Origin of the sequence: Pelagicoccus mobilis, assembly GCF_016595505.1 — a bacterium.
Lineage (GTDB): Bacteria > Verrucomicrobiota > Verrucomicrobiia > Opitutales > Opitutaceae > Pelagicoccus > Pelagicoccus mobilis.
Window position 1 is genome coordinate 1 of the sequence record NZ_JAENIL010000028.1, and the last position, 22,443, is coordinate 22,443.

The 22,443-nt window shown below is 54.8% G+C and carries 21 protein-coding genes; 13 read left to right on the forward strand and 8 right to left on the reverse strand.

Going from position 1 to position 22,443, the window contains the following annotated elements; translation table 11 throughout:
- The first annotated feature begins 41 nt into the window (after positions 1-41).
- The 4 genes from JIN87_RS15295 (at position 42) to JIN87_RS15310 (ending at position 3,901) form a co-directional block, all read left to right on the forward strand.
- Complete coding sequence (locus JIN87_RS15295) at positions 42-884, forward strand: alpha/beta hydrolase (protein WP_200356457.1); 843 nt, start codon at positions 42-44, stop codon at positions 882-884.
- A 163-nt stretch (positions 885-1,047) separates the two neighbouring features.
- The gene (locus JIN87_RS15300) at positions 1,048-1,749 is read left to right on the forward strand and encodes a 3-keto-disaccharide hydrolase (protein ID WP_200356458.1); all 702 of its coding nucleotides are present in this window, start codon (positions 1,048-1,050) and stop codon (positions 1,747-1,749) included.
- A 1-nt stretch (position 1,750) separates the two neighbouring features.
- Positions 1,751-2,593 carry a LamG domain-containing protein gene (locus JIN87_RS15305; protein ID WP_200356459.1) on the forward strand — a complete coding sequence of 281 codons (843 nt, stop codon included), beginning with the start codon at positions 1,751-1,753 and terminating at the stop codon, positions 2,591-2,593.
- Positions 2,594-2,602: 9 nt separating this feature from the next.
- Positions 2,603-3,901 (forward strand): nucleoside hydrolase, encoded by a 1,299-nt coding sequence (locus tag JIN87_RS15310; RefSeq protein WP_200356460.1) that lies wholly within the window; start codon positions 2,603-2,605, stop codon positions 3,899-3,901.
- A 42-nt stretch (positions 3,902-3,943) separates the two neighbouring features.
- Here JIN87_RS15310 and JIN87_RS15315 read toward each other — a convergent pair whose 3' ends face one another.
- The 3 genes from JIN87_RS15315 to JIN87_RS15325 all read right to left on the reverse strand — a co-directional run bounded on the left by JIN87_RS15315 (position 3,944) and on the right by JIN87_RS15325 (position 8,023).
- Positions 3,944-5,449 (reverse strand): glycosyl hydrolase family 28 protein, encoded by a 1,506-nt coding sequence (locus tag JIN87_RS15315; protein ID WP_200356461.1) that lies wholly within the window; start codon positions 5,447-5,449, stop codon positions 3,944-3,946.
- Positions 5,450-5,531: 82 nt separating this feature from the next.
- The gene (locus JIN87_RS15320) at positions 5,532-7,061 is read right to left on the reverse strand and encodes a sulfatase (RefSeq protein ID WP_200356462.1); all 1,530 of its coding nucleotides are present in this window, start codon (positions 7,059-7,061) and stop codon (positions 5,532-5,534) included.
- Positions 7,062-7,141: 80 nt separating this feature from the next.
- Complete coding sequence (locus JIN87_RS15325; protein WP_200356463.1) at positions 7,142-8,023, reverse strand: hypothetical protein; 882 nt, start codon at positions 8,021-8,023, stop codon at positions 7,142-7,144.
- Between the two features lie 145 nt (positions 8,024-8,168).
- On the opposite strand from JIN87_RS15325, the gene purT reads away from it, so the two are divergent.
- Entirely contained in the window at positions 8,169-9,353 is a 1,185-nt protein-coding gene (gene purT, locus JIN87_RS15330; RefSeq protein ID WP_200356464.1) for a formate-dependent phosphoribosylglycinamide formyltransferase, read from the forward strand.
- A 389-nt stretch (positions 9,354-9,742) separates the two neighbouring features.
- Positions 9,743-10,276 carry an energy transducer TonB gene (locus JIN87_RS15335; RefSeq protein ID WP_200356465.1) on the forward strand — a complete coding sequence of 178 codons (534 nt, stop codon included), beginning with the start codon at positions 9,743-9,745 and terminating at the stop codon, positions 10,274-10,276.
- Between the two features lie 72 nt (positions 10,277-10,348).
- Here the strand turns inward: JIN87_RS15335 and JIN87_RS15340 are convergent, their stop codons facing one another.
- From JIN87_RS15340 to JIN87_RS15355, 4 genes are all read right to left on the reverse strand, one after another.
- Positions 10,349-10,891: a DinB family protein gene (locus JIN87_RS15340; RefSeq protein ID WP_200356466.1), complete on the reverse strand. Its 543-nt coding sequence runs from the start codon at positions 10,889-10,891 to the stop codon at positions 10,349-10,351.
- Positions 10,892-11,043: 152 nt separating this feature from the next.
- Positions 11,044-11,550, reverse strand: a complete 507-nt coding sequence (locus JIN87_RS15345) for a hypothetical protein (RefSeq protein ID WP_200356467.1) — start codon at positions 11,548-11,550, stop codon at positions 11,044-11,046.
- 256 nt (positions 11,551-11,806) lie between these two features.
- Positions 11,807-12,235: a hypothetical protein gene (locus JIN87_RS15350; protein WP_200356468.1), complete on the reverse strand. Its 429-nt coding sequence runs from the start codon at positions 12,233-12,235 to the stop codon at positions 11,807-11,809.
- Positions 12,236-12,443: 208 nt separating this feature from the next.
- The gene (locus JIN87_RS15355) at positions 12,444-13,379 is read right to left on the reverse strand and encodes a Vgb family protein (protein ID WP_200356469.1); all 936 of its coding nucleotides are present in this window, start codon (positions 13,377-13,379) and stop codon (positions 12,444-12,446) included.
- A 223-nt stretch (positions 13,380-13,602) separates the two neighbouring features.
- Between JIN87_RS15355 and JIN87_RS15360 the strand changes: the two genes are divergently transcribed.
- The 6 genes from JIN87_RS15360 (at position 13,603) to JIN87_RS15385 (ending at position 20,377) form a co-directional block, all read left to right on the forward strand.
- On the forward strand, positions 13,603-14,598 hold the full coding sequence (locus JIN87_RS15360; RefSeq protein ID WP_200356470.1) for an acetylxylan esterase: 996 nt from the start codon (positions 13,603-13,605) through the stop codon (positions 14,596-14,598).
- A gap of 14 nt (positions 14,599-14,612) precedes the next feature.
- Positions 14,613-15,377 carry an esterase family protein gene (locus JIN87_RS15365; protein WP_200356471.1) on the forward strand — a complete coding sequence of 255 codons (765 nt, stop codon included), beginning with the start codon at positions 14,613-14,615 and terminating at the stop codon, positions 15,375-15,377.
- A 101-nt stretch (positions 15,378-15,478) separates the two neighbouring features.
- A complete protein-coding gene (locus tag JIN87_RS15370) occupies positions 15,479-16,933 on the forward strand; it encodes a nitronate monooxygenase (protein WP_200356472.1) in 1,455 nt (484 codons plus the stop codon).
- A 218-nt stretch (positions 16,934-17,151) separates the two neighbouring features.
- Positions 17,152-18,354 (forward strand): FG-GAP repeat domain-containing protein, encoded by a 1,203-nt coding sequence (locus JIN87_RS15375; RefSeq protein ID WP_200356473.1) that lies wholly within the window; start codon positions 17,152-17,154, stop codon positions 18,352-18,354.
- Positions 18,351-19,517 carry an FG-GAP repeat domain-containing protein gene (locus JIN87_RS15380; protein ID WP_200356474.1) on the forward strand — a complete coding sequence of 389 codons (1,167 nt, stop codon included), beginning with the start codon at positions 18,351-18,353 and terminating at the stop codon, positions 19,515-19,517. The genes JIN87_RS15375 and JIN87_RS15380 overlap by 4 nt, the downstream gene beginning before the upstream one ends.
- The gene (locus JIN87_RS15385) at positions 19,514-20,377 is read left to right on the forward strand and encodes a hypothetical protein (RefSeq protein WP_200356475.1); all 864 of its coding nucleotides are present in this window, start codon (positions 19,514-19,516) and stop codon (positions 20,375-20,377) included. The genes JIN87_RS15380 and JIN87_RS15385 overlap by 4 nt, the downstream gene beginning before the upstream one ends.
- Positions 20,378-20,385: 8 nt before the next feature.
- Here the strand turns inward: JIN87_RS15385 and JIN87_RS15390 are convergent, their stop codons facing one another.
- Positions 20,386-21,579, reverse strand: a complete 1,194-nt coding sequence (locus JIN87_RS15390; protein WP_200356476.1) for an MFS transporter — start codon at positions 21,577-21,579, stop codon at positions 20,386-20,388.
- 487 nt (positions 21,580-22,066) lie between these two features.
- On the opposite strand from JIN87_RS15390, the gene JIN87_RS15395 reads away from it, so the two are divergent.
- Positions 22,067-22,435, forward strand: a complete 369-nt coding sequence (locus JIN87_RS15395) for a response regulator (RefSeq protein WP_200356477.1) — start codon at positions 22,067-22,069, stop codon at positions 22,433-22,435.
- Positions 22,436-22,443 lie beyond the last annotated feature (8 nt).

Consider the following 22,443-nt stretch of genomic DNA (forward strand, 5'->3'; position numbering starts at 1 on the left):
CCAAATACGCGGGCTAAAGCACCGCGCTACGACTCGCAAGTATGCGTTCCCTTGTCACCACTCTCATCCTCTTCCTCCTCCCCCTCTTGGCCGCCAAACCCACAACGCTCGAGTTCGCCAAGGTCGACAACACACCCCTCTTCCTCGACCTCTACCTTCCAGAAAACGAAGACTCCCCCGGGCTCATAGTTTGGGTCCACGGAGGTGCTTGGCGAGCTGGCAGCCGAGAAAGCGTACCCATCAGACCACTACTCGAAAAAGGATGGGCTATTGCGAGCGTAGATTACCGTCTCTCAACCCAAGCGAAATTCCCCGCTCAAATTCACGACATCAAAGCTGCCATCCGCTACCTTCGCGCGAACGAAGAGAGCTACACCTACAACGCCAGCAAAATCATCATTGCAGGAGCTTCCGCCGGCGGTCATCTCGCTGCGTTGGTCGGAGTCACGAACGACCACCCAAAGCTCGAAGGAGAGATCGGCGACCGACTCGAGACGAGCTCCTCAGTCCAATGCACTGTCAGCTTCTTCGGAGCTAGCAACCTCACCACAATTCTCAAGCAATCGACGCCACACGGACTGAAGGTCCGAGTACCCTCCCTTGATCTTTTCCTCGGAGCTCAACCCAACGACGATCCCGAGACCGCCAAACTAGCAAGCCCCGTTTTCCACGTCGACCCAAGCGATCCACCCTGTCTCCTCATTCACGGAGCCCAAGACCCTCAAATGCCGGTCAACCAATCCCTCGAACTCCAGGGAAAGCTCGAAGAACACAGCATCCCCCATCATCTCGAGATCATCTACGACGGCAAACACGGCGGCCCATCCTTCTACGACGCAAAACGTATCACCCTGATCGACAGATTTCTGAGAGACCGATTCTAAAACCAGAAGAGCACATGTTATCAAATTCTGGCCTGAAGGGGGCTGGCTTTCTCCAATGCCATGTGGGGATTCTCCAAATCGACCTACTCAACAGAGAGACTGAATCCGAACTGTCCAACGGACCGACAAACTGCAATGAATTCAGGACCCAAAATCCAGATTCATGCACCCCAATCTCAAAACGTTAACACGACATCTCGTCCCGACCACGATCGTGGTCCTCTCAAGCTGCGTCTTAGGATGCGCACCAGAGACAACCAAGGAATGGGTATCACTCTTCGACGGGACTGACTTAAGCAACTGGACTGTAAAGTCTCACCCCGACGACGCTCACCGAAACGCATGGACAGTTTCAGACGGAGCAGTTCTCGGAGAAACGACCAACACCGATCACGGAAAAATTTGGCTGTATTCGAATGACGTATACGGAAATTTCCAGCTACGACTGAAATACCAAGTCGAAGAAAACAACGCCTGCAATAGCGGCATTGTCCTTCGCGGGCTTTGGAACGAAGAGGGCCACTTTCTGAACGGGCCACAAGTAGACATATCTTCACGCGGAATGGACGGAGCGATTTACGACGAAACATCGGGTTCGCACAAATGGCTTAAGAAAGGGCAAACAGATCAGCACACAAACTGGGCACCCGCCTGGAACGAGATGTTGATCGAGTTTAACGAACTTCAACTCCGAGTTTGGATCAACGATGCACTTGTAACCGATTTCGACGGGACCGGCTGGTTCGACGACGCGAACCACAAAGAGAAGCAAGTCGCCTGCGTCCCTGGTCACATCGCCTTGCAAATCCACAACAACGATAAGATGCGCGTCAGGTACAAAGACATCGAGATCCTCGAACTGTAGTATGGCTAAACTCTCAACCCTCGCCTTCTTCTCCATGCTCGCGATCACGAGCATTCATGCATCCGACATCCCTAAGGACGCCCTACTACTCGATTTGAACGCCAACAACTACGTAAGCGTAGAAGACGGAAACAGGGTATACAAATGGGTCAGCAAAGTTCCCCAAAGACCAGATCTAGCCCTCATCAAACAAGACGAAGGGAGAGAAAATCCAGGTTCAGGTCGCCCGACTTTGAAGCTCTCCGTCGACGCCCTCAAAGGTAACAACTCAATCGCGTTTCGCGAACAGGAGCTAATCAACTTCGAAGAGGATGTATTCGATTCACTCACACAAGGAAAAGGATACACCTGGATCACAATTCTCTCACCGTACAAGCAGGAAGGCGGTTTGGAGGATGTGAACGTGTTCATAGGAAACCTCAAGAACAGCGATCTCTACGAGGGATTCTGGGCCGGTTTCACCGATGAAAACGAAATCTGGTGCGGCACTCGAAACGGAGTCACATTTGGGCGTTGGGATTCGAACAACCCTCTCATCCTGGGTCCTCAGTTGAAAGCGAACGAGTACTATATCATAGCCGGCCGCATGACATCGGGTGCGAAAACCGCAACGATCGAGCTCTTCGTAAACGAACCCAACCCCGTCGCGACCGGAGAGCTTCCCATCAACCCCCAATCCAACCCCTCCAAGCTAGCAATTGGCACCGAACGTGACGCTACCAACCATCCAGGCTGGGAGTCGTTCGACGGCGAGATCGCACGCCTCCTCATCTATGAACGCCCCCTTTCCGACCAAGAGCTCGCCAAGCTTCTCGACCTTCTCAATCAGACCTACCTACAATAGACTTCGATCATGAAATCACTTACCCTCTGCATCGCCCTTACTCTCGCAGGTTTCGCATCCGCAACTCCCAAGAAGGTCATTCTAGACACAGACCCATGCTTCGATCCGGACGACGCTGGGTGCATGGCCATGCTGCACGGCATGGCATCAAGCGGAGAGATCGAAATCGTGGCCATGATGAATTCCGTCGATTTCGTCGAAGCGCCGCTCTCAATCAGCGCCATCAACCAATATTACAATCGAGGACACATTCCTGTTGGAGACTTTAAGGGCTACCCGAAAAAGTCGTCACCAGAAGGCAACTACGATCACCATATCGCCTACAATTTTCCACGCGTTCTCAAAAACGATACCGACGCACCGGCAGCTGAAAAACTCTACCGCGAAATCCTCGCTAGCAGCCCCGACAAGAGCGTAACCATCATCGTCATCGGAACCCTACACAATATCGAGTATCTCCTCAAAACCGATCCCGACGAGTTCAGTCCACTCAACGGAATCGAGCTCGTATCCCAAAAAGTAGCACAAGTCGTCTGCATGGGAGGAAATTTCATCAATCACCGAGGTCATGATCGCGCCAATTGGGGTGGTTCCAAGTTTCTCTGCCGCGACGACCGGACCTGGGCCTGCCTCGATAAGCAACGCAACGAGCTCACCCGCTATGTCATTGAAAATTGCCCCGCTCCCTTCATCGCCTCTGGATGGGAGAACGGAAACGGCCAATTCAACGAAGCCGAGCAAGGCGACGTGCGCACCGGCCAACGCCTCAAGGAGCTCGATAAGAACAATGTCATCCGCCGCTCCTACGAACACCACTTCGAATCTCGCGGACAGTTCAATCGAATCGATCGCCACAGCAACGACCAGCTTGCACTTCTCTACGCCACCAGAGGAGCACGAGACTACTATGTCGAATTCATCGACGGCCGGATCACCTTTGGCTCAGACGGATCCTGTCTCTGGGAGAAGACCGAAACCGGCAACCAAGGATACGTCGACAAACTCGCCCCAGATGCAGAACTCGCTGTCGTCATCGAGGACCTCATGATGAGCCCGGTGCCCGAAGCAGACATCACACCCCCAAGCGCTCCAACAAACCTCAAAACGAGCAAAGGGTCTAGCGGCACCCGCCTCACCTGGAACGCATCAAAAGACGATACGCCCGGCAGTTGGGTCGCCTACTACAACATTTACAACGATGGCAAACTCATCGGTAAAGCCCACGGTACCCAATTCCTAGATACGAATAACGGCGACAACTCCTACCGAGTCACCGCCGTTAACATAAACGGTATCGAGAGCAAATAGAATGACAGGTAGTGGCCGCTGTCCCAGCGGCCACAAGCGAATCTACTCCCAAACCACGTCTTTTAGGAATTCGTTGGTCTCGATACTGGTCTGGTCGAAGCTCGTGATCTTCTGACCATTTGCTGTGATGTTGCGAAGCGTCACATTCTTGATCGGGCTTTCATCGCTCCAGCCAGTGAGCTTCAGAGAAACATCCTTCGGCTCTGCGTGGATCGAGATATTCTCAAGCGTGAGGCCATCAATGGCGCCACCTCCGTCACCCCAGGTCTTTGCGTCGCGAACGAGCACGCTGGTTAGTCGGTGATGGTAGATTTCGATATCACGAATCATCACGTTCTTGATCACTACAGATCCGCCGTGCATCGCAGACAAAAAACCTTTGTTAGTAAAACCAATGCTCTTGCAGTTCTCGATCAGAACATTCTCGCACGTATGGCTGCCGTTCCAAGTTAGCATGATATCGCCACCGTTCCGCTGGCCCCAGAAGACGTTGTCACGGATCGTCAGATTACCAACATCGCAACCCTTGATGCGAGGTTTCTGATCCGCAACCGTTTTGATAACTCGATCCTCGCTATCAAAAAGACCTGTTACGCAAATGCGGTCATCGTTCCCAGCGATAAACGAATTCTCAACCGTTACGTTTCGACTGTAAAGGTGCAGTCCATCGTTATTATTCCAACCAAATCCAAGCGCCTTAATATTTTGGATACTGACATTATCACAGTCGGCCACTTCTAGTTGGTAGCTTGGGCAATTGATAACCGCAAACCCTTCGAAGGTTAGATCCTTACACTCCCGGAAATAGGCCCCCATACAGTCGCCTAGCCACTCCGTCTGCAGAGGATCTTCCACCTTCGCATGCGGACGGAATCCTTGGGCGAACAAACCACGCCCTTTGATCGTCAAACCTTCCTTCCCAACAACCTTGAGCGTCGCTTCCACGACTGCACCCAATTCCATATAAACAGTATCGATGCCATCAATGAACGGATCCCAAGAGCGACCAAAATCATGTATTCCCGCTTCTAGATAGAGAACACCTTCATCCCCCTTTTTAGGTGCGTCCACTTCCGGACCGTCCGCAGCGATTACAAGCCAGTTCTCGCCGCCGTCCTCAAACTCAGCCGTTACAAGGAACTTACTCGGATCATCAAGAGTCACTCGTAGTTCCGTATCGGATACCAGCTCTACCTTCGCCTGTGTCGGCTTCACTGAATAACTTTCGAATGGACGACTCGTCTTCACGTCAATCGTCACCGCCGTATTCGCGAAGGCGAAGTTCACGTAGTGCCCACCCTTCTTACCAAAGTCATACTTATTGAAGTCCTTCTGGAATCCACGGTAGACAAACGTATCCCGACCGTTCACAGACACGTCAAAAAGCGATGACTCCTCGAGCCCCTCGACTGAGGTAAGGTCTCCGGGTGCTGGAGCAATTTCCAGAAGAGGCTCTGGCGAGCTGGAACAACCTACCGCTACAATCGATATCAAAATCGAAAGTATCGCCGCATTCACATTCCGAAACGATGGGGGAAGCATTTTCATGCTTTCAGCATCATGAGTCAAACCGACCATGACAACGCCGAAGCGGCGAAATCTAACAGTTCAGGAAATTGCTAGGAGTGACTCAACTCTCCGAAAAATGCTTTTCAAGGAGCGACGACAACTCGGTGATGATCTCGGCGTACTCCGGATTCTTCGCCAGGTTAACTGTCTCCAGAGGATCCACCTCGTAATCGTACAGTTCGATCGCCTCTACCAATGAAGCGTCAAACTTTCCGTTCTCGCTTACGCTACGATCAATCCAAGTGATCATTCGGTACCGTTCCGTGCGTTGGGCGTATCCCATCAGGTCCTTCCCTTTCCAGTCCTTGAACTGACTCAAGGCAAAAGGCTTTAACTCGGTGGACGGTTCGTCCAACGCCTCAACTAAACTGACTCCTTCCAACTGGGTCGGAACATCGAGTCCTGCCAACTCGCACAAAGTCGGAAAGATATCGATAGACTCAACCGGTGTCACGACGCGCTGCCCCCCTTTTCCATCGGGAGCCACCACAATCAGCGGTGAGTGAGTCGCTTGTTCGTAGACCCCATGCTTACACCAGATACTGTGATCTCCCAAATGCCACCCATGATCACCCCAAAGCACAACCACCGTGTTATCAGCCAGTCCTGTTTCGTCCAGGGTCGTTATCACCTCACCAACCAGCGCGTCCACATAAGATACGCAAGCATAGTAGCCGTGAATCAACTCGCATTGTTTATCGAAGTCATCGTTGAGCGTCTTCACATCGATATCCGAATAGCCATCGATCTCAAAGCCCGGCTGGTATCCAAAATTCGGAGCGCCTTTCGGCATTTTCGTAAACGCTGCCGTATCAATCGAATCACGATCATACATTTTCCAATACTTCTCTGGAGCGACAAAAGGAAGGTGCGGTTTCCTGAAGCCTAGAGTAAGAAAAAACGACTCCCCAGACTCTGCGAAGCGTTCCAGCATGTCGATGCCCCACTCAACCATTGCACCATCGGCATAAGCGTCATCCGCCAGGTCTAGTCGCTCGGTGCTCGGCTTAGCGCCGAGAGCACTCATGAATTTCTGTTTCGCTCCGTAAGCTTTAATCTTCTCGGCCAGAAGTTTTTCGTACGCATCGTGAATCGCTTCTCCTTGATATTGGCAATAAAGAGCCGGCATTTGTCCATCAGCGTATTCAAGTTCTTCTGACGGAACGTAAGGCATACTCCACGATGGGGGATCATCCTTGCGAAAGCCGTGCATAATCTTGCCAGCCCCTGCTGTTGTATAGCCTGCGTTCTTGAAAAATTCCTGCATTGTGAACGCCTGAGGGCAGACATCCTTGCAATAAGTCTTCAGATCCCAAACGCGCGTCGTATCAGGACGAAGTCCTGTAAACATGCTCACTCGCGAAGGCGCGCAAACCGCTTGTTGCACGTAGTGACGTTCGAAGAGCGTCCCGCGTTCAGCGAGCACGTCAATGTGCGGAGTCACCATCTGCTCAGCTCCATAGCATCCGAGTAACGGCTTTAGATCATCAATTGAAAGAAAGAGTACATTCGGCTGCTTCTGCTCAGAACTCGCAACCTGGAAAAAGGGGCAAGCCAACAGAAAGAGAACGCAAAGGAGTCTTGGGGTCATTCGCATGGCTTGCGGCGCAACGTGGCCAAGGTCAACTCGCAGCCCCGAAGCTAACGTTCTTCCAGAAGAGAAAAATTGAGCTATTTTGCCAGAGCCATTCGATCTTTTATCGCCGCACTCTCTTTGGCACCCAAAGCCCGTACCCCTTTGGCTCGATTCGAAGCGATAGGCTCTCCGTCTCCAGAAAAAAGATACAGCTCCCATTTGACGCTGTTCATGTCAAATTCCGGAAAAACCGCCCGAAACTTCAGCCGAGACACTTCGCCCTCCATCAGATCGCCAAGATACCCCATACGCGCATCGGAAAACTCGAATGGACGCCCTGTTTCGGCATGCACCATTGTCGATCGAATCCCCACAACAAAATACGCATCCTTCACATCGGCATGAGCATGGTATTCACCTTTTAAATATACCGTATCGCCAAAACGCTGATGCTCAAAATCTCCATCTTCGATCCCCCGGTGAATTTGCCTCTGCATATCAACGCTATCCGCCTCGATCGCCTCCAACTTCTGGTACTCACGCTCCAAGTCACGCCCCTTCACCCCCGCAGCCTCCATAGCGATGATCCCAGCTTTCACTTGCCCTGCTTGAATATCAGACTGAGTCCCCACAAACCCGATATCTGAAAGCGCCGCCGCCTCCTCACGGGCCACACGCGACGATATCACATCAAAATCCAAGTCCAGAAACTCGACATATCGCTCAGAAAACACCGGCTTCAGACTAAGCGCCACCGGAGCTCTCCGATTCACTTTCTTCACGCCGAAGTCTCCCTCCACATAAATCCCCTTCTTATCAACACGAAGAACCGGATAGTACGCCTTACCCTTCTTCGCGCTGACCTCCCCACCATAAAACAGGTACCCCGACACGTCCCCTGAGGTCTCGGCTCCCCAGCCAGCTAGCGCAAAAGCAGCCGCACAAAATACAGTTCCTAGTCTTCTCAATGCACTCATTCGAACAATAACCTAACCGCTTCCGCGACGAACGCGAACCACGAAACAAGAAGTCTACTCCGCCACACCCAAGAATACTTCTAATACCCGCAGAAGAATCTCTCTCAAAGGTTGATCAATCCGCCCATTCCGCTTCACTCGCTCGATGGTTCAAATCGGCACTCCATTCACTTCAACCGCAACCAAAGTGCTCCTCTGCGGATCAGGCGAACTCGGCAAAGAAGTCGTTATCGAACTCCAACGCTACGGAGTCGAAGTCATCGCCCTCGACGCCTACGAGAACGCCCCAGCGATGCAGGTAGCCGATCGCTCCCACGTTGTCAGCATGCTGGACGGCGACGCTCTCCGTAAAGTCATCGAAGCGGAAAAGCCAGACCTCGTCGTTCCTGAAGTGGAAGCCATCGCGACCGACACCCTCGCCGCCCTCGAAAAAGAAGGTTTAGTAAAAGTAGTCCCCACCGCCCGAGCCACTCAGCTCACCATGAATCGCGAAGGCATCCGTTGCCTCGCTGCCGAGGAACTGAACCTGCTCACTTCACCTTACAAGTTCGCCGGCGATTTCGAAACCTTTCAATCTGCCGTCGCAGAGATCGGCATGCCTTGCGTGATCAAGCCGATCATGAGCTCCTCCGGTAAAGGCCAGAGCGTCATCAAAACGGAGGCCGACATCCAGAAGGCCTGGGACTACGCCCAAGAAGGCGGACGTGCCGGCAAGGGAAAAGTCATTATAGAGGGATTCGTCGACTTCGACTACGAGATCACCCTTCTCACCGTTCGCCACTGCGACGGCACCAGCTTTTGCCAGCCGATCGGCCACATCCAGGAAGACGGTGACTACCGCGAATCCTGGCAACCTCAAGCCATGAGCCCCAAAGCTCTCGAGAATGCCCAGCACATCGCCAAATCCGTCACCGAAGCCCTCGGCGGCTACGGCATCTTCGGCGTCGAACTCTTCGTAAAAGGCGATCTCGTCTACTTCAGCGAAGTCTCACCCCGCCCCCACGACACCGGCATGGTCACCATGGCCTCTCAGGACCTCTCCCAATTCGCCCTGCACGCCCGCGCCATCCTCGGCCTCCCCATTCCATCCATTCGCCAGCTTGGTCCGGCAGCGTCCTCCGTCATTCTGCCAGAAGGAAGCTCCAAGCAGCTCGCATTCAGCAACCTTCACGCCGCCCTCGCCGAAACAGACACTCAGCTACGCCTCTTTGGAAAGCCAGAGGTAAACGGGCGACGCCGCATGGGAGTAGCCCTCGCTCGAGCCGATACAGTGGAAGCCGCCCGCGAGAAAGCGAAGCGAGTATCTTCAAGCGTCGAGGTAAAATTCTAGAGCATCTTTCTTATGAATAGGCGCGAGGTAGGGCTGACTGGCCCAGTCAGCCGCAATGCAGGATCAAGGCTCCACGGCGGCCTACGGCGAGGCCGCCCTACCTTCCGATCCTAGGAAGAATACGCCAATTCAAAAGAAAAGCGCTCTAGGCATTCGTATATCCATATTGCTGATACCCTACAAGAGGGGCAATCACCTTACGTTCGACGAATTCCATTCATCAAAAATCAACCTTCAACATGCCCTTTTCATGAAAGGGCGGAATTGATCAAAATTGGGCACAAAATAATGTGCCCATTTTCACATTACACGTTAAGGATCCACCGCAACATCCGATCTAGCTGCAGCCGCGGAAATCTCTCCCGGCACAACTTAAAAAGATGTCTACCATGGGAACTCAAGCAAGGAGATCCGCACTCGCGGCTATCCTAATATGCCTGACTTCTCTTTCTCAACTTGCAGCCGAATCCTTCATTCGTAGCGACGGAAGCGTCATCGAAGGCCAAATCGACCATGCGAACGAGAGAGAAGTCACCTTCAAAACCAGCAGTGGCGAATTCGTCACCGCTTCAATCGCAGATCTAGATGCTAACAGCGTATCAGCCGTCCAATCGTGGAGCGATGCGAATCCGGATCTTAGCGATGTCTACTCCGTCTGGGATGTTAAGCCAAGCGTCGTACGAAGCCGCACCGCAGTCACGCCACCACAGCTCAGCTCGCCCGGATTCAAAGGAATCGTCAGCCTACAAGTCATCCTCGACGAGCAAGGCAAAGTCAGACGTGCCACAGTCTCGAAGTCGACTCACGGCGATCTCGAGAAGCCGGCGATGGAGGCGATCCGCAAATGGAGTTTCAAGCCCGCTCAAGTCGCAGGCAAGTCCGTCAAATCCCGTATCGCAATCAGCTTCAAGTTCGAAGCCTAAACGTCCGCACACAAAAACTGGAGAGTCCGCAAGGGCTCTCCAGCTTTTCTATATTTAAATTTCGGATACAGCTTAAGGCTTACTCCAAGGCGGGACGACACCCGAAGAGCGTGCGTACGCGATCAGCTGACCGAGATGCTCGTTCGTGTGGTCCGACCACTGAAGCACGATCCACATCTTGTTTACCTCGTTGCCGAAAAAATCGATCTTCTCCTGGAGCTCCTCCTCAGAAAGGTTGACCATGACTTCGCGGGCAAAGTCATAAGAAGCCTTCAAAGTCGCGATCGCCTCCTCTTTCGTCTCGATGGTCTTCTCCAGCTGGAACGGCACAATCCCCTCCGGCAACTCCGCGCCAAGCTTCGACGCTAGGAAATAGTTTCCGGCAGCCACGTGCAAAACAGCATCCTTCACCGAACGGATGCCTTCTGAGGGACGCCAAGCATAACCTTCTTCAGTGAACTCGTCAGCGAGTTCGAGCAAGCGACCATTGGCAAAGTCTAGTTTTCCGGAGATAGTCTGGAGAAAGAGGTTCTCCCCCTTTTCATGATGGCCAGCCAGTAAACCTTGGGCAAAAAAGGCGAACACGGCAGTAATCAATGCAATCGATTTTTTCATAGGATAGGTTGGGTTTAGTCGGTACTCACAAATCCAATACATGCCGAAACATCGGCAAAATCGGGCGAGCAGAGGAGTCAACTCACAGCCCCGCCCACTGATTGCACTAGTTCAATCAATTGGCACCAATCGATGAGAAAAGCCGCAAATTCTCAATCGATATCCAGGCTCCAAATCAGCCATCTGTTTTCGCGGAAAACCATCGTAGCCTCAAATTCGGCCGTCATTCCGTCCACCGTCTGAATCCCGCCCTCGAACTGCAAGCTCGGCCCAAAGCGATCCACTGAAAACTCATAGCCGTACACGTCGTTGGAAATCGAAACGTAACCTTCGAGCTCATCGCTAAAATCGCGAAACAGGCGCTTCGTATCGTCCCGAGCCCGCTTCTTATTGATCACAAATGAGGACAGCAAAGGCGCGGCTCGACTGACGTTTTGATCAATCCCCGCCCGCATGTAGAATTCGAGATTGGCCAATGCCGCGAAAAACGCCCGCGACTCAAAGTCAGCCCTCTCGTCTGCAGCTGAGTCCTGAACGCCCCCCTCGTACGTAATCGCCCCTGCCATAAACTGTTGTCCCTCAAGGTCGGACCGAGCCGAAACGAAGGGGGAAAGGAGAGCGGACAAAACTGTCGAGAAGAGGAGGATGCGAGAGACCATGCGCTGAAGGTTTTGAATTAAGCAATACGAGGATTTAGCAGGTCGCATACCGGCTCGCGCAAAGATCGGAAATCGATCTTCCTAGGATACTCCGAAACGGTTCAGCGGACCGTCTCCAAGATCTGCTCGGGGCGGTATTGGGTCTCACGACAATACTGTTACGAGGGACGCGCGCAGATCCAGAAGCGTTCAAGATTCGCTCCAACGCCGCCCAAATTAACAAGCCTCTTACTTTCTCGGATTGAACAGTAATCGCTCAATCAATCTCAAGATTGACGATCAGCCACTCCTTGTTGCGGTAGACGACCCGAGCCTTGAACTCCGCCGTCACCCCCTTCCGAGTTTCGATCCCCCCCTCGAGCTCGACGCTCGCCCCACGAAATCCCTTTTGCACCTCATAACCATAAAGGTCGCTCGCCACAGACACGTAAGAGGAAAGCAACTCCTTCTGCTTCTTGTACAAACGCTGCGTATCGTACTCAGCTCGCCTCTCATTAATCTTGAAAGCCTCCAGAAGCATCGCACCGCGACTCGCGTCCCCATTCGCACCGGCCTGCATGAAATGGTCCAAGGTATTGATCGCCCCTCCCAGATACTGAGAATCCGCATCGGCAAACGCCCAAGAGCCAGAGACACTTAGCGATACGAAAAGGACAACAGCTCTAGCGAAGGCGAAAATTCTCATGGCAATTTTGGGTCGAGGTACGAGCAAGCGAGGCGCCAGGCAGCGGCGAAACGCTAAAAAAGAGTAAACGACCAGACGGCAAACTGCCTAGGATAAAGACACCTACCCGCCCCGTCCTCGCCATCAGGAAAACTTGCACCCCATCAAAACGCAAAGAAGGCGCCCTCACATGAAGGCGCCTTCGTAGCTACTACCCAATCAGTTCCTCCTAGTAGCGATAGCGGCGTTTTCCCTCCTTTTGCGGGGTACCTTTGGCGATCACCCCTGCCGCTGTGCAAGTCCAGTAAACCGTCCCATCCGCACTCACCGTCACATCGGCCGGTAGCGGGAAGCCGTCTGCCACCACGTGCAGCTCCTTCTCACGCAGATCATACTCCATCACGCGATTGCTGCCACCCGCGTCACCCGGAACGCCCGGAGTCGGGAGCTCCGTGAAATAAAGTCGCTTGCCCGATGCGTCCAACGCGATACCCGCCGGCTCTTCCAGCCCACTGAGAAGCAAGCTGATGACACCAGCCCGAGAGCGCTTCAAAATCACGCCAGCAGACTGGCAGGTCCAGTAAGCAGTCCCGTCGTGACCGATCACGATATCCGTCGGAGCCGGTTCGTTGTCAGAAATAGTCGTGATGTTCATTCCATCAGAAACCGAAACCATGTTCGCGCCAGGAGTACCTGGAAGCGGTACCTCCGTGAACAAAACATCTCCCCTCGAATCCACGTCGATCCCATTCGGGCTCAGCAAAAAGTCGCCGGACTCGGGATCTGCCGGCAAGAAAAACTGCTTACCGTTCCGACGATCGTATCTGAGAATTACCCCCGCAGTCTTACAGGTCCAATAGATCTCGCCACGTTTGCTGATCGCCACATTGACAGGATTGGGTTCGCCCTCGCTTATTGTACCCATCTTACCACTACGAACATTCAAATACTTAACCGCGTTCCCCGCGGCGGGCGTCCCAGGTTCAGGCACTTCGGTGAACACCAACGTATTGCGCCAGTGGCTAGCGATTCCTGTCGGGCTGTTCAACCCGTCCTTAACAATCTCTACCTCGTATTCACGGGCAGAAAGAGAAATTGTACCCATCAGGGCGAGCGATCCGAGCACGAGGCTGCGAAAAGACAGAGCAGTTACATTGCGTCTCATAATGTGTATAGGGGTTGCGTCAGATTCGAAACCTCACGAATCTCGACTGTATTTTGGTTTCCTCATACAAGAGCAATCGCCTCGGAGACTTATTCCATTTTTTTGGCAAAAAAAATATCAGACCGCTGTTCCAATTAATGGATACACCTTAAACAAAGCGTCTCACGAGAGAAGATACAATCGAAGATTGCACGATCCCCTTCCCTCTGCGCTAACTGCCCGCATGAACTTCGCCACCATCGACGGGAAACGCATCGAGCACGACTATCCCTATGACCCCAGCTACGGCTACAGCCGAGAGGATCTGCTCGCCATAGCTCCCCCGGAGGAACCCGACGGCTTCGCAGCATTCTGGCAAGCTCGCTACCAAAGAGCCCTCAGCCAAACCCCCAAGCCCAGACTCAAAAACACCGGCCAGTCGCTCGGGAAGTGGAATGTCTATAGCCTCGTCTACACTAGCACCGACAACTACACCCTCGCCGGCTGGGCCTTGCTCCCAAGCAACCAGGAGATCCGACGCGGATTCGTTGTCGGCCACGGCTACGGAGGACGAGAAGCCCCTGATCCTCATCTACCCTTCAATGACGCCGCCCTGCTTTTCCCCTGCTCGCGCGGCATAAGCCTCAGCAAGCACCCCGACCTCCCCAGCGATCCGGAGCAACATGTAGTGCACGGCATCGAGGACCTCGACCGCTACCTTATCGGCGGCTGCGTAGACGATCTCTGGGTCGCCGTGAGCGCCATGCTTGAGCTTTTTCCAGAAACGGCAGGCAACGTTAACCTGCTCGGCATCAGCTTCTCCGGCGGCATCAACATGCTCGCCGCTCCGTGGGACAACCGTATTCGCCGCGTGCATTCAAACGTCCCTACCTTCGGACAACAAGCATTGCGCATGAAACTTGCTACCGTCGGAAGCGGCCACGGTGTGCAAGAATTTGAGCGCCTCCATCCAGGAGTAGCCGAGCGAACACTCTCTTTCTTCGACGCGGCCAACACAGCACGTCATATGAAAATTCCCACCCACCTCGCCTGCGCCCGCTTCGATCCCGCCGTGGCGCCACCCGGGCAATTCGCCATCTACAACGCCCTGCCCGAAAACCTCCGCCAACTCTTCACCTTGACCGCCGGCCATCACGACTACCCGGACCAACTCAAAGAAGACACGCTCCTGTTGCGCGAACTTTGCACCTTTTTCGAACCCTCAGGCGCCGCTTCGTGATATCCTCAAACCCCATGAACCGAGAATACCACAAATGGTGGAGCCCCCGCCTCGAGCGACAAATGGAACTGCTCGTATTCGGACACTCCGGCACACGCGTATTGGTTTTTCCAACACGAGGAGGACGCTTCTTCGAATACGAAAACCTCGGCCTCGTCGAGCAATCGCGCGAACGCATCGAGGCGGGAGAGCTGCAGCTCTACTGCGTCGATAGCGTCGACGCCGAAAGCTTCTACTGCTGGTGGGCCCATCCCCATGGCCGCATGCAAAGACACATTCGCTACGAAAACTACATCCTCGATGAAGTCTTCCCGCTCATGGAACTCAAAAACCCCGGCCAGCCCACCATCTCCCACGGCTGCAGCCTCGGCGCCTTCCACGCCGCAAACATCGCCTTCCGCCACCCGCAGCGCTTCCAAAAACTCGTCGCCTTCTCCGGACGCTACGACCTCACCCTCCAAGTCGACGACTTCCGCAACCTATTCGACGGCTACTACTGCGAGGACGTTTTCTACAACACCCCCACCCACTTCCTTCCCGGCCTAGACTGCGACGACCGCATCGACGCCCTGCGCAAAATGGATATCACCCTCGTGATCGGCGACCAGGACCCCTTCCGGGAAAACAACGAGCACCTCAGCCAAATCCTCTGGGACAAAGGCATTTGGCACGGACTGCGCTACTGGAACGGACGCGCCCATCGCGGCCGCTACTGGCGAGAAATGGCCCCCCAGTTTTTGACTCCCTGCTCTCCCCTGCCTCTAGATCGCTCAGCCTGACCTCTACGCGCCCAAGCGCTAGTGGCTATTCGCTAGGCTAATAATTACCTTTTGGTATTTTATTCACTGTATTAGACGGCCAAGCCCCACATGGTTGCGGCATGGTTAAAGATCTGACCTCAAGCCCGCTGCCAGCGCTCATCCAAGGCGGCATGGGCATCGCAATTTCCAGCTGGCGCCTCGCCCGAGCCGTCGCCAAACGCGGCCAGCTCGGCGTCGTCTCCGGCACCGCCATCGACCGCGTCGTAGCCTGCCGCCTGCAAGAAGGCGACAAAGACGGAACCATCAGACAAGCAGCCGAACACTTTCCCGACAAAAACCTGGCCGCCCGCGTCCTCGAACGCTGGTTCAAGCCCGACGGACTCGCACGCCCCGGAGCCTACAAGCCCGTCCCCATGTTCAGCGTCAGTCCGCCCAAAGCGCTTCTCGAGCTGGCCACCTTCGCCTCCTTCTGCGAAGTCTGGCTCGCCAAGCACAAGGCGTCCGGCCCCGTCGGCATCAACTTGCTCGAGAAAATCCAGGCCCCCACCTTGCCCATCCTCTACGGAGCGCTACTCGCCGGCGTGGACGCCGTCCTCATGGGAGCCGGCATCCCGCGCGACATCCCCAATCTGATGGATCAACTCTGCCGTCACGAGACCTGCGCCCTCAAGCTCAACGTCGAAAACGGCGACGACGTGCAAATCCCTTACGATCCCTCCCTCGTCGACACCGACTGCCTCGAGCTCGAACGACCTAAGTTCCTCGCCATCGTCAGCTCCCACGTGCTCGCCATGTCGCTGGCTCGCTCTGGCGGCGTCGACGGCTTTATCGTCGAAGGCCCAATCGCCGGCGGACACAATGCCGGACCTCGCGGCTGGAAGGTTGAAAGTGGAGAGGACCCCGTCTACGGTCCGAAGGACGAAGTAAATCTCGAACGCATCCGCTCCCTCGGGCTTCCCTTCTGGCTCGCCGGCGGAAAAGACGCCCCCACCTCCATCGACGAAGCCAAAGAACTCGGAGCCGAAGGCATCCAAGTCGGCACCGCCTTCGCATTCTGTTCCGACTCCGGAATGGAAAAATCCGTTCGCCGCCGAGCGATCGCATACGCGTTGGCGGAAGATGTCGAAACACGCACCGAAGGTCGCGGCTCCCCAACCGGATACCCCTTTAAAACTCTCAACCTCAGCGGAACCGAGGGCGGACGCCACCCATCGGAACGCGAGCGCCAAGCCTGCAACCAAGGCTACTTGAGAACCGCTTACCAAAAGGAGGACGGATCCATCGGCTGGCGCTGCGCCGCAGAGCCGGAAGCAGACTATACCCGAAAAGGCGGAGCCTCCGAGGACTGCGTCGGTCGACGCTGCCTCTGTAATGGATTATTGGCGACAGCTGGACATCCGTACGCCATGAAAACCGGTGGCCTCGAGTACCCGCTCATCACCTCGGGGATCATGCGAGATCTGCCACGCTTCCTACGCGGCAAGTCGGACTACAGCGCCGACGACGTCATGGACGAGCTAGGCATCTTCGCAGACCTCCCAGGCGATCGCAGCCAGACTCTAGCGACCGCCTAAGCCGGCCAGACTCAACCCACCTCAAAACGACCCGCGGCCCCCATCTCCGCCGCGGGCTTCATTGCGTCCCCATCTCGACGCCATCCACACCCTCACCTCGAAGATGGTGAGGGTTCGCTCATCAGTGAGAGCAGGACTTGCATAGACTTCGTTCCTGACTAACGTAAACGTTTACGCAAAAACGGGCCCTACCCCGCCCCCAAAAAAACGACCCAACCGTGAAATCAAAACGAATCCCCACCACTGCCTTTCGCATAGCGACCGTACTAGGCTTGAGCGCCTATTCCGCCCTTTCCGCCAAACCACTCGACTTCTCCAGCGTCACCGCGGCCGACGACGTTCAATGGTGGTGGGCTGTCACCGTAGCGGACGTCACCAACGATGGCATCCAAGACATCGTCTATATAAATAACAACGCCCAAGGAGGACATCTCGGCTACAGAATTGGCCAAACCACCCCCGGACTTTGGGAAAAGGTGATCGTCGCAGAAACGCCCCCCACCGGCGGCGAGTTCGCTTCAGGAGATCTCGAGACGGGCGACTTCGATGGAGATGGAGATATCGACCTCATCGGAGTCAAGCACACGGGCGAATGGGACGACGCCAAGGAGACCGCTGAAATCTTCTGGTACGAAAACCCATCCTGGACCCCGCGCCCGATCGGCGACTGCCTCGGAGCGGTCAAAGACCTCAGCACCGGCGACTTCAACAACGACGGCCTACTCGACCTCGCGGTCCTCAACTTCAACAATAGCCAACTCCGCGTGTATCAGCAGAATCAAGACAAGTCATTTTCCATCGTCTACGATACCAAGCAACGAGGGCTACACGAAGGAATGGACGTCGGAGACATCGACGGAGACGGCTATCCAGACATCGCCGCCAACGGCTACGCGTTCTTCAGCCCCGGTAAAAGCAGAAAAGGCTGGAGCGTAGAACTAATCGACGAACGCTGGGTCAACCAAGACGGCGACTGGTCACAAAACGCGACCAAAAACGTATGCGTCGATATCGATGGAGACGGTCTCGACGAAGTCTTCATCTCGCACTCAGAGCGCAGCGGGTATCCAATCGCCTGGTACGATAGAAACGAGAAGGGATCCTGGACGATCAACACCGTACTGAACGAACTCTCCTCCTGCCATACCTTACAAGTCTACGACATGGACCTCGATGGAGACCTAGACGTAGTTGCCGGCATAAACAAAGACCGAGCCTGGAATCTCAAGCTACGGGAGTTTCCAGTACTCGTCATGCTGAACGACGGATCCGGAAAAAAGTGGGAGAAGAATGTGATCACAGAAGGCGGCATCTACAACGGGCGTGTCGCAGACTTCGAAGGAGACGGCGACTTTGATCTCTTTCGCCTCAACGGTCACGAAGCCAAGTCCATCGAAGTACTCGTCAATCAGGTAAAATGAAAAAGCTGATCCTCCCTGCCCTCGCCATTTCCACCCTCAGCGCTTCCGCCGCTGGAGACGCCCCACTCCCTATCGACCAATGGACCTACATCCAGATCGATAACAAAAAAGCCATGTGGGGCGACTTCGCCAAACCGAATTGGCTACGCTACTTCGGCCTAGACATGGGCGACATCGACCAAGACGGAGACGCTGACATCATCACCGGCCGCAACGTCTACCTAAATCCAGGCGACGACATGAGCTCCCAATGGAGAAAGCTCGATCTTGGGAAAAACGTCGACGCCATGCTTTTCTATCAAGAAAACGATCAGTCACCACCCCGCCTTATCGCCGAAGCCCTGCCAGATGTGTGGGAATTCGAATACAAAAAAGGCAGCTTCAAATCTCGCGTCATCGGACAAATCCCAGCCACAGGACACCACAATGGGCAGGGATATCGCGTCGCCGACATCACAGGAAACGGCACCAACGAAATCCTCCTCGCCAGCTTAGGCGGCATATTCATGCTGGAGCTCGGTCCCGACGGGATGACCACCAGCAAAGCGATCGGAAAAGACGCGAGCGACGAAGGCTTCGCAGTTGGCGATATCGACGGCGACGGAGACCTGGATCTCGCGAGCGGTTTCCGAGTCGAAGGAAAAGACCCGGAAAATCCGCTCGTCGTTGTTTGGTTCGAAAACCCGGGCTCTTCTTCCGAAAATTGGACCAAGCATGAAGTTGGTTTAACCACCCACGCCGTCGACCGCGTGGAGATAGGCGATTTGAACGGAGACGGAAAGGCAGATATTGCGGTAGCCGAAGAACGCTACCCGGGGCTAGAACCAGACGCATCCCTCTGGGTATTCCTACAGGGAGAGAAGAGATGGGACCGCAAAAAGATCGTTACCCAATACAGTATGAACAATCTCGATACTGCCGATATGGACAACGACGGCGACTTGGACCTAATCACCTGCGAACACAAAGGCTCAAAATTGGAGCTGCAAATTTGGGAAAACGACGGTTCGGCTAACTTCACCAAAACCCTCGTCGATCAAGGCAAGGAAAGCCACCTCGGCGCCCAAACAGCGGACATGGATGGGGACGGCGATCTCGACATAGTCAGCATCGGCTGGGATCAACACAAGTTCGTCCACCTCTGGAGAAACGACGCAAAGTGAAACGCGCCCTCATCGCTCTCGCATCTCTTTTCCCAATAGTGGCAAGCGCTGAGGTCAGCATCGGCAAAGCCGAACATCTCGGCCGCCTCCACTACAAGATCACAACCGAAACCGCCACCTATCTCTACGATCCCGTAGCCGGAGGATTCTCCAGCATCTTCGACCCCACAGGCCAAGATTGGATAGCTTACGGAGACCCTGCACAAGCTGACTACCCGGCCGGAGCCGCCTACGCATTTCGTGGATTGCCAAACATGGTACACGGAGGCGAGGACAGCGGAACCGGTCACCCAGGGTTCAAAAAGTGTCGAAGCGCCATCGTATCAGACAACAGAATACAGTCGTTTTCCACAAGCGGCGTCTGGCAGTGGTCATGGCATTTCTTCGATACGCATGCTGAACTCGTTATCGAAAAAGCGGCAGAAGACCGAGCCTACTGGTTTCTCTACGAAGGTCCAGCAGGAGGGAAGTGGGACCCCGACAAGACCTACTGGGGTAGCAACCAAGGCGGCCCAAAAAAGGAACAACACGACTTCTACAACAACGACAAACGCTTCGACCACTTCGACTGGTTCTACTTCGGAACCGACTTCTCCGACTACACCTTTTGGATGGCTCAAGTGGAATCAGACAACCAGATCGATCTCTTCTCCCTACTCGGCAACGAACCCAGCGGCGTCAACGCTCCCGATGGCATGGTCGTAGCGGGCTTTGGTCGCGGTCCAGGAACCGCCTCCCTGCTGAAAGGCCCAAAGCGATTTCTCATCGGCATGCGCCCCGGGCCAATCAAACAAAGGCCCGATCACCAAAACATCGTCCGCGAGATAGAAGCGCTTCGCAAAGAAAACGCTTCCGAATAGAGATCACATCACTTCCTGTCTTTCCGTAGCTGCAGGAACCCCACCGCTCCAGCCAACACGGTCAACGGCACGCAAGTCGCGATCAAAACGTTCCAACCAAACCGATAGAGAAACCACCCCGCAGACAAAGCGGCGATCGCCTGACACCCAAAAACCGTGAAGTCGTTGGCAGCCTGAGCCTTGAACCTCTCGTCGCCTTCGTAGGCTCGCGGCAGCAAAGCCGTGCCACTTGCGAAAAGGAAATTCCACCCGACGCCCAAAAGCACCAGGGCCCACCAGAAGTGCACGAACTCCTGACCCCGCGTAGCGACCAGGCTCACCAACGCATAAGCGGCCGCGCCCGCAATAATCAGCTTCGCCGGACCAATCCTCTTCAGCAGCCAGCCCACGAACAAGCTCGGAAGGAACATCGCTATGATATGGCTCTGGATGACACGCTTCGTATCGCCCAAGCTAAAGCCGCACACTTCGTGCATGGTAATCGGCGTCGCGGTCATAATAAAACTCATCACCGCGTAGCTCAGAGCGGCGGCCCCCATCGCCAACAGAAACCCCGAGGAAAACACGATTTCGCGAAGCGGCCTCGCCGAAGTTTCTGACTCCAGCTTCACAGGGCTCGCCGGTTTAAAAAACGAAAAGACCACCACCGCCAGGGCGACAACACATCCCAGCAGCACAAACGATCCGGCAAAGCCATGCTCCGACTCGATCAGATCCTTGCCCAACGCCCCGATCTCCGGGCCAAGGTAGGCAGACACCAAACCGCCCGTCATGAACGCAGAAAGAGCGGGCCCGTAATTCGCCGGATCCTTCACGCTCTCTAAGGCCGCAAAACGGAACTGCTGCCCGAATGCGGTGGAAATGCCCATGCAAAAACAGGCGGCCAACAATAAATAGAAGTCGCTGCTCATCGCCGCCTGGTACCCCAAAGCGCAACAGCCGAAAGCAAAGCAGAACCCCACATAGCCCCCAAGCTTCCGCCCCAGCCGCTTCATCACCATCGCCACCGGAATCGTAGCGCTCGCCGTGCCCACCACCACCAAAGCCACCGGCAGCGTGACCAGCGACTCGTCCGGAGCAAGGTCCGCCGCCAACAGACTGCTCACCAAGATCAGCATCGGCACCGCGCTCATCGCCAGCGCCTGGCTGGCCGCCAGTAGCCAAACGTTCGCCGGAATTGCCTTGAGTCTGTTTCGCACCATGCCCCAACGCGACACAGATCACCCCGACTGCACAGGGTCAACCTCAATGACCTCGGGACCTCACGTAGGGCCCAAATGCTCAAAACACCAACATGGGTACATACCCGTACTCGAAAAGTGACCGCCGTTCACTCCGCCTCAACGCCCTGAAATGGCCCATCGGTAATCCTACACAGCTTCACAATTTATTATAATCATGTCTCTATTTCCCTGAAAGCTACGGTCATCACCCCCCGAAAAAACCGTCTCTTCCCTAGAAGAACAGAGGGTTTCTCAACGTTCGGGACCCTAGTCCTTTCAGATTCACCCTCCTTCCCGGCCGGGAAAACGCATGAGTTCACCCCTCCTGTAAAAGATAGGTAAGGGAGACCATTTTTTGTGAAAACTCCCTAAAGGGACGCCCCTGCAATTCCGTACCAAGTATCTACTTAGATTCGGCGCGTTCTCGAGCCAACCCCTTTACGAAACCAAGAACCAATCAAAGTACATGAGCAAAACGATCATCACCGTAGACGACGCACAAACCATGCGGAAAATGATCCGCTTCACCCTCCAACCTACCGGCCACGAGATCATCGAGGCCGCCGACGGAGCCGAAGCATTTAACACCCTCAAAAACAAGCCGGTCGATCTCATCATCACCGACGTAAACATGCCGAACATGGACGGCATCGAGCTCACCCGGAAGCTACGCGGCACTCCCTTGCACGCACGCACCCCCATCGTGTTGCTCACAACCGAGTCTTCCCCCGAGAAGAAAAACCAAGGCCGAGCCGCAGGCGCTACCGGATGGATCGTGAAGCCATTCAACCAGCAACAGCTCCTCGCCATCGTCTCCAAAGTCCTCCCCAACTGACCCCTCCC

Bases quoted from the DNA above. Each gene is read 5' to 3' on its own strand.
- JIN87_RS15295 (WP_200356457.1), top strand. From the start codon at position 42: ATGCGTTCCCTTGTCACCACTCTCATCCTCTTCCTCCTCCCCCTCTTG.
- JIN87_RS15300 (WP_200356458.1), top strand. From the start codon at position 1,048: ATGCACCCCAATCTCAAAACGTTAACACGACATCTCGTCCCGACCACG.
- JIN87_RS15305 (WP_200356459.1), top strand. From the start codon at position 1,751: ATGGCTAAACTCTCAACCCTCGCCTTCTTCTCCATGCTCGCGATCACG.
- JIN87_RS15310 (WP_200356460.1), top strand. From the start codon at position 2,603: ATGAAATCACTTACCCTCTGCATCGCCCTTACTCTCGCAGGTTTCGCA.
- JIN87_RS15315 (WP_200356461.1), bottom strand. From the start codon at position 5,449: ATGAAAATGCTTCCCCCATCGTTTCGGAATGTGAATGCGGCGATACTT.
- JIN87_RS15320 (WP_200356462.1), bottom strand. From the start codon at position 7,061: ATGACCCCAAGACTCCTTTGCGTTCTCTTTCTGTTGGCTTGCCCCTTT.
- JIN87_RS15325 (WP_200356463.1), bottom strand. From the start codon at position 8,023: ATGAGTGCATTGAGAAGACTAGGAACTGTATTTTGTGCGGCTGCTTTT.
- purT (WP_200356464.1), top strand. From the start codon at position 8,169: ATGGTTCAAATCGGCACTCCATTCACTTCAACCGCAACCAAAGTGCTC.
- JIN87_RS15335 (WP_200356465.1), top strand. From the start codon at position 9,743: ATGGGAACTCAAGCAAGGAGATCCGCACTCGCGGCTATCCTAATATGC.
- JIN87_RS15340 (WP_200356466.1), bottom strand. From the start codon at position 10,891: ATGAAAAAATCGATTGCATTGATTACTGCCGTGTTCGCCTTTTTTGCC.
- JIN87_RS15345 (WP_200356467.1), bottom strand. From the start codon at position 11,550: ATGGTCTCTCGCATCCTCCTCTTCTCGACAGTTTTGTCCGCTCTCCTT.
- JIN87_RS15350 (WP_200356468.1), bottom strand. From the start codon at position 12,235: ATGAGAATTTTCGCCTTCGCTAGAGCTGTTGTCCTTTTCGTATCGCTA.
- JIN87_RS15355 (WP_200356469.1), bottom strand. From the start codon at position 13,379: ATGAGACGCAATGTAACTGCTCTGTCTTTTCGCAGCCTCGTGCTCGGA.
- JIN87_RS15360 (WP_200356470.1), top strand. From the start codon at position 13,603: ATGAACTTCGCCACCATCGACGGGAAACGCATCGAGCACGACTATCCC.
- JIN87_RS15365 (WP_200356471.1), top strand. From the start codon at position 14,613: ATGAACCGAGAATACCACAAATGGTGGAGCCCCCGCCTCGAGCGACAA.
- JIN87_RS15370 (WP_200356472.1), top strand. From the start codon at position 15,479: ATGGTTAAAGATCTGACCTCAAGCCCGCTGCCAGCGCTCATCCAAGGC.
- JIN87_RS15380 (WP_200356474.1), top strand. From the start codon at position 18,351: ATGAAAAAGCTGATCCTCCCTGCCCTCGCCATTTCCACCCTCAGCGCT.
- JIN87_RS15390 (WP_200356476.1), bottom strand. From the start codon at position 21,579: ATGGTGCGAAACAGACTCAAGGCAATTCCGGCGAACGTTTGGCTACTG.
- JIN87_RS15395 (WP_200356477.1), top strand. From the start codon at position 22,067: ATGAGCAAAACGATCATCACCGTAGACGACGCACAAACCATGCGGAAA.